The organism is Dickeya sp. ws52, from assembly GCF_007210685.1.
Classification (GTDB): Bacteria; Pseudomonadota; Gammaproteobacteria; order Enterobacterales; family Enterobacteriaceae; genus Dickeya; species Dickeya chrysanthemi.
Genome location: NZ_SZVX01000014.1, coordinates 81,709 through 94,355 on the forward strand (window position 1 = coordinate 81,709; position 12,647 = coordinate 94,355).

The 12,647-nt window shown below is 55.5% G+C and carries 12 protein-coding genes and 3 pseudogenes; 12 read left to right on the forward strand and 3 right to left on the reverse strand.

Annotated features, from left to right (window positions below; translation table 11 throughout):
* The first annotated feature begins 149 nt into the window (after window positions 1–149).
* From FDP13_RS14570 to FDP13_RS14590, 5 genes and pseudogenes are all read left to right on the forward strand, one after another.
* A complete protein-coding gene (locus FDP13_RS14570) occupies window positions 150–1,502 on the forward strand; it encodes a DNA cytosine methyltransferase (RefSeq protein WP_143839748.1) in 1,353 nt (450 codons plus the stop codon).
* Window positions 1,503–1,906: 404 nt separating this feature from the next.
* Window positions 1,907–2,704: a GTPase gene (locus FDP13_RS14575; RefSeq protein WP_143839749.1), complete on the forward strand. Its 798-nt coding sequence runs from the start codon at window positions 1,907–1,909 to the stop codon at window positions 2,702–2,704.
* Window positions 2,705–2,852: 148 nt separating this feature from the next.
* The gene (locus FDP13_RS14580) at window positions 2,853–3,218 is read left to right on the forward strand and encodes a DUF3085 domain-containing protein (RefSeq protein WP_143839750.1); all 366 of its coding nucleotides are present in this window, start codon (window positions 2,853–2,855) and stop codon (window positions 3,216–3,218) included.
* Between the two features lie 504 nt (window positions 3,219–3,722).
* The gene (locus FDP13_RS14585) at window positions 3,723–4,616 is read left to right on the forward strand and encodes a DUF3577 domain-containing protein (protein ID WP_143839751.1); all 894 of its coding nucleotides are present in this window, start codon (window positions 3,723–3,725) and stop codon (window positions 4,614–4,616) included.
* 82 nt (window positions 4,617–4,698) lie between these two features.
* Window positions 4,699–4,908: pseudogene (locus FDP13_RS14590) on the forward strand (DUF3275 family protein); the annotation flags it as partial.
* On the opposite strand, the pseudogene FDP13_RS14595 reads toward FDP13_RS14590, so the two are convergent.
* The 3 genes and pseudogenes from FDP13_RS14595 to FDP13_RS14605 form a co-directional block, all read right to left on the reverse strand.
* Window positions 4,909–5,091 (reverse strand): annotated as a pseudogene (locus tag FDP13_RS14595) (IS30 family transposase); the annotation flags it as partial. It abuts the pseudogene before it with no gap.
* A 127-nt stretch (window positions 5,092–5,218) separates the two neighbouring features.
* Window positions 5,219–5,899, reverse strand: a complete 681-nt coding sequence (locus FDP13_RS14600) for a hypothetical protein (RefSeq protein ID WP_143839752.1) — start codon at window positions 5,897–5,899, stop codon at window positions 5,219–5,221.
* Between the two features lie 357 nt (window positions 5,900–6,256).
* Window positions 6,257–6,553, reverse strand: a pseudogene (locus FDP13_RS14605) (integrase); the annotation flags it as partial.
* Between the two features lie 92 nt (window positions 6,554–6,645).
* Between FDP13_RS14605 and FDP13_RS14610 the strand changes: the two are divergent.
* Genes FDP13_RS14610 through FDP13_RS14640 form a run of 7 tightly spaced genes read left to right on the forward strand, consistent with a single transcriptional unit; the run spans window position 6,646 to window position 12,575 of the window.
* Window positions 6,646–7,203, forward strand: a complete 558-nt coding sequence (locus FDP13_RS14610; RefSeq protein WP_143839753.1) for a PilL N-terminal domain-containing protein — start codon at window positions 6,646–6,648, stop codon at window positions 7,201–7,203.
* Window positions 7,200–7,838, forward strand: coding sequence for a hypothetical protein (locus tag FDP13_RS14615; protein ID WP_143839754.1), 639 nt, complete (start codon window positions 7,200–7,202; stop codon window positions 7,836–7,838). The genes FDP13_RS14610 and FDP13_RS14615 overlap by 4 nt, the downstream gene beginning before the upstream one ends.
* 11 nt (window positions 7,839–7,849) lie before the next feature.
* The gene (locus FDP13_RS14620; RefSeq protein ID WP_143839755.1) at window positions 7,850–8,557 is read left to right on the forward strand and encodes a TIGR03759 family integrating conjugative element protein; all 708 of its coding nucleotides are present in this window, start codon (window positions 7,850–7,852) and stop codon (window positions 8,555–8,557) included.
* Window positions 8,539–9,129 (forward strand): transglycosylase SLT domain-containing protein, encoded by a 591-nt coding sequence (locus tag FDP13_RS14625; protein WP_143839756.1) that lies wholly within the window; start codon window positions 8,539–8,541, stop codon window positions 9,127–9,129. The genes FDP13_RS14620 and FDP13_RS14625 overlap by 19 nt, the downstream gene beginning before the upstream one ends.
* Window positions 9,126–9,665, forward strand: a complete 540-nt coding sequence (locus FDP13_RS14630) for an integrating conjugative element protein (protein WP_143839757.1) — start codon at window positions 9,126–9,128, stop codon at window positions 9,663–9,665. Before FDP13_RS14625 ends, FDP13_RS14630 begins: the two co-directional genes overlap by 4 nt.
* Before the next feature lie 4 nt (window positions 9,666–9,669).
* Window positions 9,670–11,829, forward strand: a complete 2,160-nt coding sequence (traD, locus tag FDP13_RS14635) for a type IV conjugative transfer system coupling protein TraD (protein WP_143839758.1) — start codon at window positions 9,670–9,672, stop codon at window positions 11,827–11,829.
* Window positions 11,826–12,575: a TIGR03747 family integrating conjugative element membrane protein gene (locus tag FDP13_RS14640; protein WP_143839759.1), complete on the forward strand. Its 750-nt coding sequence runs from the start codon at window positions 11,826–11,828 to the stop codon at window positions 12,573–12,575. Before traD ends, FDP13_RS14640 begins: the two co-directional genes overlap by 4 nt.
* Window positions 12,576–12,647: the final 72 nt, after the last annotated feature.

Below are 12,647 nucleotides of genomic sequence, written 5' to 3' on the forward strand. Positions count from 1 at the left end.
CGGTTTTGACGACGACCGCATCCTGGAACAGCCCATGGGTGGTTTCTTCCTACCGAGTCGGAGGCCAGCAGGTCCCCGACACTTTTTCTCCTGAGTGACGACACATCCGTTCAGGCCTGTAGCCCAGAATCCAACAAACAGGAGACCTAATGAACACACACCCCACATCCCATACGCTGCAATACGGCAGCGTATGCAGCGGCATAGAGGCAGTCAGCCTCGCCTGGGAGCCACTTGGCCTGCAAGCAGCCTGGTTCTCGGAAGTCGACCCATTTCCGAATGCCGTACTCGCGCATCGCTATCCCCATATCCCCAATCTCGGCGATATAACTCGCATCGCCGACCGTGTACAAAACGGTGAGGTCCCGGCCCCAGACATTCTTGTCGGCGGGACACCTTGCCAGGCATTCAGTATTGCCGGCACACGACGGGGACTCAACGACCCACGTGGTGCCTTAACCCTCAGCTATGTGGAGCTTGCCAATGTCATCGATCAAACCCGCATCAAAAACCATCAGCTCCCCGCCACACTCGTCTGGGAAAATGTCTCTGGCGTACTCAGTGATCACTCCAACGCCTTTGGCTACCTGCTGGGCGCACTGGCCGGCGAAAGCCATGCGCTCGAACCGCCAGGGGGCAAATGGGCACACGCAGGTCACGTGTCTGGACCCCGCCGTTGTCTCGCATGGCGGGTACTCGACGCTCAATATTTCGGCGTCGCCCAGCGTCGCAAGCGCGTGTTTCTTGTGGCAAGTGGTCGAGACGACCTCGATCCCTGCGAAATACTTTTTGAGCGAAACAGCGTGTGCGGGGATTCTTCAGCGGGCAGCGCGCCGTGGCAAAAAGCTACCCGAACTGCTGGAGCAGGCACTGCGGCAACAGGCGGCTACGCCGGACTGAAACCCTACAGCAAGGTTGTCATGACGTTCGGTTTCGGTGGCGGAACAGGACCGGTTGACGTTGCTGCCTGCCTGATGGCCGCTGGAGCCAAACATGATATCTGCACCGAGAACTTCCTGGTTCAGAAAATTCTCGGCTTCTTCAGACCTGACGTAAACACAGCGAACAATAGCGAAGGCTGCAGCAAAGATGGCTCATACCGCGATGCCCCGCTCATTGCCTTTACCGCCCAAGAATACGGCGCAGAGGCCGTAAAAGAAGTGATTCCGACTTGGCGTACCAGAGCCTGGCCTGCCATGTTCAGCGTTGCGCTACATAACAGCGACAAGAGCCATGCCCTGACACCGAACCGGGAAGCACATTTCCACTACACGCCGATCAAACCTGACGGACAGCATTGGCCTCAGTGGAAAGTCAGGCGGTTGATGCCAGTCGAATGCGAACGCTTGCAGGGCATGCCCGACGACTGGACGCAGGTGCCGTACCGTGGAAAACCTGCGGCCGACACGCCTCGCTACAAAGCCATCGGCAACTCTATGGCCGTACCATGCGTGTCGTGGCTGGGTCAGCGTCTGCTTCAGGCATTGCAACCATCCAGGTGACGCCGTTTCTATAGAACAGAGTGGCGTGTCGTTCGATGGCAGCAATACTCACAGTGCTCACTGGAGGTATATGCTCTTACCAGCACCGCGTGTATTACTTCTCTACGAGGATTTTGACCTCCCCACTCGTCCTCTCTACGAGGGGATTTTTCTACCGTAATCAGCGCCAATATGGGCGTAACCTGATGCGTTTTGTTCCACGCACACGGTCCATCATCACGCCATTCTGCATATATGTTCGCTGGCGTAGCTGGCAACATCCCAGGCAGTCAAGGCCATCAAGACTGCGGCACGCTGATAGCGTGTTGGCTTTCGCCATCACAGGGCGCTTATCGTCCATTCATTCCACCCACAAGGGTCCCCATCCCTTGTGGCTGGGGAGTTCCTTTTTTGGAGACTTTCCCATGGATCATCAAACTATTCGCAATCAGATGCAGTCATTGGTGCGTGACCACGTTCCTTCCAATGCCCGCCGCTTCAAGTTCAACATCTTCGACGGACAGCCCAAAGTGTCTGCACTGGGCTTTCACATTGATCCCAAACCTTTTGAGGGAAAAATCATCGCCAGAACGGAGGACGCCATTGTCGTCAAGATCGGCCGCATCGAGTTCGCCGTGCTTGACCGGACGCTTGTGACCGAAGATCCGGACGAAGGTGCCAAGGTACAGGTAGAGCCCTATGCGCGGCACCGCTTCGACGGCCTTCGTGCAGACACACCCGAAGAGCGCACCGAATACACCGCCGATGGTACGCCCTACAAGCTCAAGACGTATATTCTCGGCTCTGCACCCGCCAGGCTTCCGATCCCACAACCTCGCTGCCCAGAGTTACAGGAACTTATCAGGCAACTGGAGGAACTACCGGCCCCCGATGGCTTCCGTCGTATTACACACCTGTTAGTTGATGCCGGTGCGCGGGATTTCACCTGGGTCGATCCGCTGCCCCAGGACATCATCGCCACACCACCGGCGATCAGCTTCAACACAAGCACGGCGAAATTCGATGGACGTGTCACCGTGCAATACGAGCGCGCCGACGACCTCTATGCCGTGGTACTGCGTCACGATGGAGAGTTGGTCGAACGGGTTGACGGTGTGTTCTTCGATAGCCTCGGGGAGGTACTGCTCAGGTTGATCGATGATGGAAGCTGGCGTCGCATACGTGTGTGCACCATTCAAAAGCCGCTACGGCGTAAGTCATAACGCTGCAGAGACACCCCGTCTACACGCTGGGTTAGCTGACTAACATCGTTTACTTACCGTGCCGCTACTGGGTCGAGCACCAATGCCTTGTCCCCAGGCAACGGCTCTTCACCGTATTGCACGGCATACCATTATCTCAGGAGTACCTATGACTTTACGCTTCAAAGGAGCCGAACTGCGGCCCGTCATCGCCGAAGCCGTTGCCAATCAGTGCCGTATCATCCTGGTCAAGGATCATGGTGTTTACTGGCTCGCCGAGCATGGTGAACGCCATACCGATGGACGTCAAAAGCTGATCGCCTACGCGGTTGGCTGCAACCCTGACATTGACCCCTTTGACGACTGGTGGGAACGTTCACGCGCTGAGTTCGGTAGTGACGATTTTGGCGAATTTTTCGAGCCCCGCGACAGGGTGTTTACCCGCATCCTGGATGGTGCAGGCGATCTCGATGTGTCCGCTACCGCAACACATATCTCCCTGCAAGTTGTGACGACAACCCTCGATAGCGACTAGCCTTCGCCCCCCGTAGCCCCCTTGATGGGGGCTTCTTTCCCCTCGCGCCAGTCTCTCCGCCACTGATGCGCATTCGTCTGCAGCCCACTACTGGCCATTCCACCAGCTATATCCTGAAAACGCTTGTATACGCGGCCCATTCAAGATCGACTCCCCAACTTGCATCAATTTTTCCGGTACGACAGCCTCCTCCTGAATAAATGGCACCTCGAAAATAGGGAACGGCTTCAGTTCACGTTTCTCGTCGCACTTGCATTGAGGGCACAGGCAGTCTGTCTGCATGTTTTGCTGACGTTGTCAGCGACATGCCACGCAACCCCGGCCCTAAGTTGCGGTGCGGCGAAAACCGCATGGCCGAACCAGTTCGCACAGCATCCTCATGCGAACGACCACCGGCTTATACCGGTAGTGGATGCCTCTGCCTTATCAACCCATCGCGGGGTTACACACCCCCGCAATCGGGCCTGGTGTGTCTCCGCTTCATTTTTTAATGGAGATGTCATCATGGTTCATTCTACTTCAGGCGAAAAAGCCTATTTCGATCTGCACACCGAAGGTTACGGTCGTCTGCAGCGTGTGCGGGAAGTTCCCGTGCGTGGCGGCCGCCGTGCTCAGCCCTTCCTGGCTTGCACCATCGCCGCGCTGGTCGGCTCTGCCAAAGAGCCGGTCATCCGCTATTTTGATGTCAAAGTCTCAGGTGCCGAGGCTAAAAAACTGGTCGAACACTATATCGGCACGGATGATCCGCAGTTGCGCCCGGTGGTCAAGTTCCGGCTGGGGGATCTGTGGAGCGATGCATTCATCCGCCCCAGTGGTGAGCGCAAGGGTGAACCCGCAGCCAGCCTCAAAGGTAGACTTCTGAAGGTTGAATTGATTGACCCCGCCATATTGGTGGCAATCGAACAGTACGAACTGATCACCCGAGGCATTGGTTATCTCAATCGCCCCATAGATGTCACACCGAAGGAGGGTGACCCGTTCCTCACATGCACCATCGGTGCACTGGCCGGGCCTGTTGAAGAACCGGAATACCGATACATCAACACCATCGTGACCGCTCCGGAAGCTCAGCATCTGGTGCGCCGTTGTGTGCAAGCCGTCGAGGCTCAGCACAAGGTGTTGATCGCCTTCCGTCTCAATGGCATGAAGGCGAATCCGTACCTTCGCAAGAAGGGCGAGCATGCCGGCGAACCGGCAGCGAGTCTGGAGTCCAAGCTAATACATATTGGCCAGATTAAGATCGATGGACAACGAGTCTATCCAACAGCCAACCAGGCCCCCTCAGAGTCAGAAAGTCCTGACAACAGCGCAGATATGCCGTCTACAACATCGGGTACACACGAGCCTGAAGCACAATTTTCAGCAGAAGAAGAGTCCGCTCTCACAACCTCACGCTAAGCCGATCAGCAAGACCTCACATTGGGGTCTTGTCTCTTTTTCCAGGTCTATCGCCAGTAAAACGCATCTAAGGAGATTCAGCATGGCTACAACAGCCGTTCAATCCGATCCCCCTATCATCGTTCGCGGCCAACTCACGATCCGCACCATCTCTGGCCGCAACGGTCGGTTCACCGTCGGTCGCCTCACAACGCACCTCGGGCTGTTCCATGTAAAAGACCCTGAGCTGGAGCAGTATCCCGAAGGGAAGTATGAAGGTGAATTTGCGATTCGATACATTTATCCAAAAGCCTAACCGGTGCCGCTTTCGGACAGGAGGACGGTATCCACCAGTCTGGTGGATAGTGGGCATGATAGAAGAATGATATCTGTCGAACATTCTGGCGATATCATGCAGGGAATCACCTTGCTTATATCTGTCCCAGATAATCGCTTTCTGTTCCGGCGTGTAGTTAATACGCGTTCTTCGTTTCATGGCAACGTCCTCCCTTGATTAAGGATAGCGTTGCATCGACCCGTTGAACTCACAACCCAAAGCAGACAGCCAAACTACTAACGATCAGTAAGCGGCTGGCTTTGGGCTAGTCCGCTTGACCGCCATGTTAGAAGCTTGGCTGCGGATTTGACCATGGATTGACAGGAAGCTGAGATTGCATTTCATAGAACCGCTGATTCTTAACTTGCTGACCTACAGCATAATAAAAATTGTGATCCCCAGATGCATGACGCATGGCTTGAACTGACTGATCGAAGTTTGCAGCTTTATAAAAAAGATGGTTGTAGAAAGACATATAGGCGACGGTTACGTCTGATTGAAGTACTGCTCCCGTATTACCAATAAGAATATTGAAAGCACTATCAAAAGCGTTTGCCATGCTGGTAGCGTTAAATCCGTTGCATGAGGCCATGCACACATACGGATCGTTGCCCTTTACATGATTATGGCTCAATAAAAGGTTGCGCAGCTCCGACCAACTAAAGAACGAACCGTCCGTTAAACTGACACCCGGTTGTGACCCATGCATGCAGAGATGAACAAACGGGATTGCGTTTGTGCTTGCATTGTGCTGCATTTGGCAAACAGCATCTAGAAGACGGTTGTTTAGGGCAGCTTGGAAATTTTCTTTGCATGTTGCGAGGGTATAAACGCAAGGAATTCTTATTGCTTTAAGAGCATCTCGTAATGCCATCCCGATGCTGTAGCCATCGTACAAATCGTTGTGATTCGGAGAATCAACAAGAAATACAAATGGTCTGTTAACTACTTGGCTCAATGGAAACATAGGGTTCTCTATTCCTAGCTAGATTTAGAGGACAGGCAAAAATGCTCATGGTTCTTATAATAATTAATATATCCGCAAAGATGAGAGTGAGCAATCGCACGCAAACCTCTTAGGCAAATCTGAAAATTTCGATATTGGCGCTCGATATTATTCGTTAAAGACCAATGACGTAATGACTGCTCATGGACGATAACAGACATTATAGAATTCCATTCATATTTCTATTACTTCTGCCTAAATAAATTTTCATATTACAGCTCAACTTTAGCCAGACCACGGTGATTGCCGGGGAATGGTGAAGCTGCCTTCATAAACTATTTTACCTGTTTTAGTAAATCCCACATATACGGGCACCGATTGCAGGCGGATCGCCAACGGAATGATGTAGTTCTCCAGACCCTTCGCCTCCAGATGCTCCAGGTGACGGAAGAGCCGCACCAGTTCATCGTCCACGATGAGCCGGGTTTCCTTGCCGAGCGGACACATCGGAACATAACGTCACGGATTCATGCCGTCCAGTCGCAGCCCTCATACTTCGGCCAGCTTGAATATCTTGCGCAGTATGCCAAAGGTTCGGTTCACCTCCGCCTGCTTGTAGGCCAACTTCTTCATCAACGCGGCCACACTCGGACGCTTCAGGTCCTTCACCTTGACGCAAAAAAGGAAGGAACCCAATCCGCATTCTTTGCTGATCAAACCCACGCCTCAGACGAAGGTAACAGCTCATCGCTATAGAGAGCTGAACCATGTCACCAACACATTCAATCCGGCGGCTGTTTGTCAGCCACCTGCTGATCATTGCAGCCTTGAGCAGCGGATGTACAACAACCACTGCCCCGCCCCACTCTCCGCCCATCAAAGCGGTCGCCTCGGTTCCCGATGCTACGCCGGATTTCATTCTCGTTGTACGTTACGGACGCTATACCCTGGTAGAACTGGCTCCCAACGCGGCACAGCGCGATCTGTTGTTGCAGGTGATCGACGTATCAATGCCCGAAAACTCCCGTGCCACCGTGGGTGACGGCCTGCGGCACGCGCTCAAACGAAGTGGCTATCAGCTTTGCGAAACGGCCCACTCTGTTAGTGAACTCTATTCACTGCCGCTGCCCGCTGCACACCTACACCTCGGCCCGATGACCTTGCGGGAGGCATTGCTTACCTTGGCCGGACCGTTCTGGACTCTGTATGTCGATAACCGTACGAGACAAGTGTGCTTCAAACGCCCCGATATTGATGCAGGAAATGGTAGCACTTTGGTCGCCGGAGCAGTTAAGCCCCTCCCTCCTGCCGGAGAGCAACCATGAACAACACCACCATAACAGCAACCAGGCTCATCCGGCTCCTGATCTGGGTGTGGCTGGGTGTACTTACCGTTCTTGCCGTCATGAACTATCACAACACAGCCGAACTGACCGAGCGCGAACAGATGGATGCCCGCCTGAAGCAGGTTCAGGTACTGGAAGATCGCCTGACAGATCTGGCCAACAGCATACAGGCCCTTCAGGCACGCCCTGCCCCCGCCAGCACAACAGCCTTACGCGGCATACAGCAAAGTCTGGAAACGCGTATCGCGCAGATTGAACAAACGCAGGAAAACTACGCCTCCACGCAAGCAGTGCAAACGCTTCGTGACGAGTTTGAACAGCTCAAGTCCCGACAGGCAGTGGCTATTCCAAACACAGCAACCACCAGCCACATCGCCAGACCGGCTGCCACGGCATCTAAGAGAATGCCATTCCCGTTCCGTATCCTGGGTCTGGAACTGCGTGCCGGGCAACGCATGGTATCGATCGCACCTGCCAGTGGAGAACCGGCACCGGCGCAAATCCAGGTTGTATTACCCGGCGAAACAGTGGGCCAGTGGCGACTGAAAACCATCGATGGCGACACAGCAATTTTCAGCCACGCCGGGCAAACACACCGGCTGACTATCCCCTGATGGAGAACACAATGAAACGCCAGATGACGCTCCTCATCGCGACCACTCTGACAATGTCAGCGATGGCACAGCCCCCCACCACGATGCAGTCCCGCATCGTACCGGTTCAGGGCGAACAACACCGGGATGAACGTCTGGCTCAGGAGTGGGGCCTGAAGGCCGATGAATGGCAGCGCTACCACGAACTGATGGAGGGGCCAATCGGTACTTACTCACCCAACCTCGATCCGCTCTCTGCACTGGGTATCGAGGCACGCAGTGATGAAGAGCGACAACGTTATGCTGAACTGCAAGTGCAAGCAGAAGCTCGTCGCGTCGAAAAGCTGCTGGCCTATCAGCGCGCTTACGACGAAGCGTGGCGAAGACTCAACCCCGGCATGCAGCGGGTAAGCTTACCTGATGCCGGGCTCAGCAGAAACGCGGTGATCGGCAACGGACGCACAGCAGTTTTCATCAAGGACAATTGCCCGCCATGCACCCAACTTGTGCAGCGTTTACAGGCTTCCGGCACCGCATTCGACCTGTATATGGTTGACTCACGCCAGGACGATGCGCTCATCCGCGCCTGGGCCAGACGTGCGCAGATTGCCCCGGAGCAGGTACGCAATGGCACCATTACTCTGAACCACGACGCCGGTCGTTGGTCATCTCTGGGACTGCCCGGAGACCTGCCCGCCAGTATCAGACAGGTAAATGGCCAATGGCAGCGTCAGCCCTGACATCTATGCGACGGCGGTGGGTTCTGCTGGTGAACATACTGCTGAGCAGCCTGGCCCAAGGCCAGGAGATCCCTCCGCCTGCCTACCAGTTGGCCGCTCAACGCGCTGGCATTCCCTCCGTCGTCCTTTATGCAGTGGCGCTGCAGGAAAGTGGCGTGCGCCGTGCGGAGCGCATCGTACCGTGGCCGTGGTCGCTGAATGTGGACGGTCAGTCATCTCGATATGCCAGTCAGGTACAGGCCTGCTTAGGAATACACCAGGCCCTGCGGGACGTACCACCAACCCGAATCGACGTAGGACTGGGGCAGATTAATCTCGGTTGGCAAGAACATCGCTACCGCCAGCCCTGCGACTTACTCAATCCGTACAACAATCTGGCGATCGCTGCGCAGATCCTCAAAGAGCAATATATTCCCGGTGAGGACTGGCTGTTGGCAATTGGTCGCTACCACCGACCATCTGGAGGAACGCCTGCAGCACGCTACCGGCATAGTGTCTCTCAACACCTTCAGCGCGTACTGGGGCCACAGCAAGCCTTCACCAACATTAATAGCAAGGAGACCTCCCCATGACGACTCACATCACGACCGCATACGGCTTTCTCCTGGCACTCACCACCGTATCGCCGTTGCTGCACGCAGCACAACCGCCTATCGTAGTGGAGGACCATGGCGGGGCGTCAGCCATGCCGTACTACGAGGCACTCAACCTTCAGGCCCGTTCACCCAATGCCCCTCGCTCCCCCGTGACTATTCCATCGGTACAAGTGAACCCAGCCACCGAAGCAGATATGCTGCCAGTGCGCAGCCCGAAACTCACACCCGGCACCGTAGCACGTAGGGTCATCGACGCACCGGGCCTGCAGCCATTCTTTCTGGTCGGCGACGATGAAGCATCGCATATCTGGCTGCAGCGCCAGGCGGCATCACTGCGCGAACGTAAAGCCATCGGCCTGGTAGTCAATGTCGAGACCGAGGACGGGCTTGCGCGCCTGCGCGCGATCACACCAGACCTGCAGTTCGCGCCAGTTGCAGCCGATGACCTAGCCGAACGCCTTGGTCTGCAGCATTACCCCGTGCTCATCACCAGCACCGGCATTGAGCAATAACACAATGGCAAAGCCCCAGCCGATCGAGGTACTGCTGCGCCCACCAGTGGAACTCTATACCGTTGCGGTTTGCGCCGGGGCAGTACTGCTATGCCTGACGGCTCCGTGGGCTCTCGCGCTGAGTCCAGACATCGGTATCGGCAGCGCACTGGCCTTCGGAGCCTTTGGCGCACTGCGCTGGCGTGATGCGCAGGTGATCCTGCATTACCGTCGTAATATCCGGCGTCTGCCACGCTATGTGATGACCAGCCGTGATGTGCCCGTCAGTGGACAACGGCTGTTTATCGGTAGAGGGTTTCTGTGGGAGCAAAAACACACCCACCGGTTGATGCAAACCTACCGACCTGAGTTCAGGCGTTATGTAGAACCGACACCCGCTTACCAGTTGGCCCGACGCCTGGAGGAACGGCTGGAATTCGCACCATTCCCGCTGTCACAATTGCCCCGTATCACCACCTGGGATGTACCGTTCAACCCGGTTAGACCGCTGCCTCCTGTCGGTGGACTGCCGCGCCTGCACGGTATCGAGCCTGATGAGGTGGATGTTAGCCTGCCCCTGGGCGAGCGCGTCGGTCATTCTCTGGTGCTGGGCACCACACGGGTGGGCAAAACGCGGCTGGCCGAATTATTCATCATCCAGGACATTCGCCGAAAGAATCACCTCGGCGAGCATGAAGTGGTCATTGTTTTCGATCCTAAAGGTGACGCGGATCTGCTCAAGAGCATGTGCGTCGAGGCAAAACGCGCAGGCAGAGAAAACGAGTTCTATGTGTTCCATCTTGGGTGGCCGGAGATCAGCGCACGTTACAACGCGGTGGGGCGTTTTGGTCGTATCAGCGAAGTCGCCACCCGCGTCGCAGGGCAGCTTTCCAGGGAAGGCAACTCGGCGGCCTTCAGGGAATTTGCCTGGAGATTTGTCAATGTCATTGCCAGGGCGTTAATCGAACTGGGTCAGCGCCCGGACTACCTGCTCATCCAACGCCACGTCATCAATATCGATGCGTTGTTCATCGAGTACGCCCAGCACTACTTCGCCCGCATAGAACCGAAAGCCTGGGAGGTTATTGTCCAGATCGAAGCCAAGCTCAACGAGAATAACATTCCCAGGAACATGATCGGCCGTGAAAAGCGAGTGGTCGCCCTTGAGCAATACCTCAGCCAGGCGCGTAACTACGATCCCGTACTGGATGGCTTGAGATCCGCTGTTCGCTACGACAAAACATACTTCGACAAGATCGTCGCCAGCCTGCTGCCCCTGCTTGAAAAACTCACCAGCGGCAAAATCGCCCAATTGCTGGCTCCAAACTATTCGGATCTGAGCGATCCCAGACCGATTTTCGACTGGCTGCAAATCATCAGGAAACGCGCAATAGTCTATGTCGGTCTTGATGCACTATCCGATGCAGAAGTCGCTGCAGCAGTGGGCAACTCGATGTTCAGCGATATGGTCTCTGTGGCCGGACACATCTATAAATTCGGTATCGACGACGGTCTGCCGGGTGCATCGGCTGACACCAAGGTGCCAATCAACGTCCATGCCGATGAATTCAATGAACTGATGGGCGATGAGTTCATCCCGATGGTCAACAAAGGGGGCGGCGCTGGCATCCAGATCACCGCCTATACTCAAACCCTCAGTGATATTGAAGCCCGCATAGGCAATCGCGCCAAAGCCGGTCAGGTCGTCGGCAATTTCAACAATCTGTTCATGTTACGCGTGCGCGAAACAGCTACCGCTGAACTACTTACGAAACAGTTACCCAAGGTAGAGGTCTACACCACCACTGTGGCCAGCAGCGTGACCGACAGCTCCGACATCCACGCAAAAACCGACTTCACCAGCAATACTCAGGATCGCGTCAGTCTGTCGAGCGTGCCGATGATTGAACCGTCCCATGTGGTTCAACTTCCGAAGGGACAGTGCTTCGCGCTGCTGCAGGGCGGCAATCTCTGGAAAGTCCGCATGCCGCTGCCCTCCCCCGACCCGGATGAAGTCATGCCGACCGATCTGCAGCAATTGGCAGGCTACATGCGCCAGAGCTACACCGATGCCGGGCAATGGTGGCAGAACCAGGGGACCCCCGTGTTGCAGGAGCAAGCACTGCCACCTGAGCTGCTCGATGAAAACCTCGACAGCACCGCCGATCAGGGTCGAGCACCATGAGCGATCCGGCTGCTGCTGCACAACACCAACAGACACGCCGACAAAGCCTGCTGGCCAGTGTCATCACCTTGCCGTTCAGGTTGCTTGGCGTGCTGATCGGCTCGTTGCTGATTTCAATCATCGTGGAATGCGCAGGCATGAATCTCTTCTGGAAAGACCAAGGCTGGCGACACTCGCAGGCAATGCTGCAATACGAATTGGGACACCTGTCGAATAATTTTACCCGCAGCGCTATTGTGCAGGAGCCGGGGCGAACTGCGCACCAGATCGTCGATACCGGTTATGAATGGATGTTCGTCAAGACCGGACTGTTTGAGCGCATAAAGCAGATCGCCGAGCGTGCCCGTGCTCCCAGCCAGACACCCAAGCGCGACTTCCGCTACTTCGTGAGCCAAGTCTATGTATGGTCGGAAAACTATCTGATCGCCGCAGCCTTTACCACGCTGACGTTCATGGTGCGCTTGCTGGTGTTAGTGCTGACATTGCCGCTCATTCTCATGGCCGTATTCGTCGGGCTAGTGGATGGTCTGGTACGACGCGATGTGCGCAGGTTTGGCGCAGGCCGGGAATCGGGCTTCATTTACCACCGGGCAAAGGCCGCGTTACTGCCGCTGGCCATGTTGCCCTGGGTAACCTACCTGGCGCTGCCGATCTCGGTACATCCGCTGCTGATCCTGCTGCCTGGCGCTGCATTATTGGGCTTCGCGGTGGCGCTGACGGCGGGTAGTTTTAAAAAGTATTTGTAGCAACTCTTGTTAGTAACACTCTTATTCCACAATATTCAGCATGTGTCATGCTACTCAATTATCTTATTTTAG

Coding starts and splice junctions, on each gene's coding strand:
- traD (WP_143839758.1), top strand. CDS start 9,670: ATGGCAAAGCCCCAGCCGATCGAGGTACTGCTGCGCCCACCAGTGGAA.
- FDP13_RS14580 (WP_143839750.1), top strand. CDS start 2,853: ATGACTTTACGCTTCAAAGGAGCCGAACTGCGGCCCGTCATCGCCGAA.
- FDP13_RS14585 (WP_143839751.1), top strand. CDS start 3,723: ATGGTTCATTCTACTTCAGGCGAAAAAGCCTATTTCGATCTGCACACC.
- FDP13_RS14570 (WP_143839748.1), top strand. CDS start 150: ATGAACACACACCCCACATCCCATACGCTGCAATACGGCAGCGTATGC.
- FDP13_RS14600 (WP_143839752.1), bottom strand. CDS start 5,899: ATGTTTCCATTGAGCCAAGTAGTTAACAGACCATTTGTATTTCTTGTT.
- FDP13_RS14625 (WP_143839756.1), top strand. CDS start 8,539: ATGGCAGCGTCAGCCCTGACATCTATGCGACGGCGGTGGGTTCTGCTG.
- FDP13_RS14620 (WP_143839755.1), top strand. CDS start 7,850: ATGAAACGCCAGATGACGCTCCTCATCGCGACCACTCTGACAATGTCA.
- FDP13_RS14610 (WP_143839753.1), top strand. CDS start 6,646: ATGTCACCAACACATTCAATCCGGCGGCTGTTTGTCAGCCACCTGCTG.
- FDP13_RS14615 (WP_143839754.1), top strand. CDS start 7,200: ATGAACAACACCACCATAACAGCAACCAGGCTCATCCGGCTCCTGATC.
- FDP13_RS14575 (WP_143839749.1), top strand. CDS start 1,907: ATGGATCATCAAACTATTCGCAATCAGATGCAGTCATTGGTGCGTGAC.
- FDP13_RS14630 (WP_143839757.1), top strand. CDS start 9,126: ATGACGACTCACATCACGACCGCATACGGCTTTCTCCTGGCACTCACC.
- FDP13_RS14640 (WP_143839759.1), top strand. CDS start 11,826: ATGAGCGATCCGGCTGCTGCTGCACAACACCAACAGACACGCCGACAA.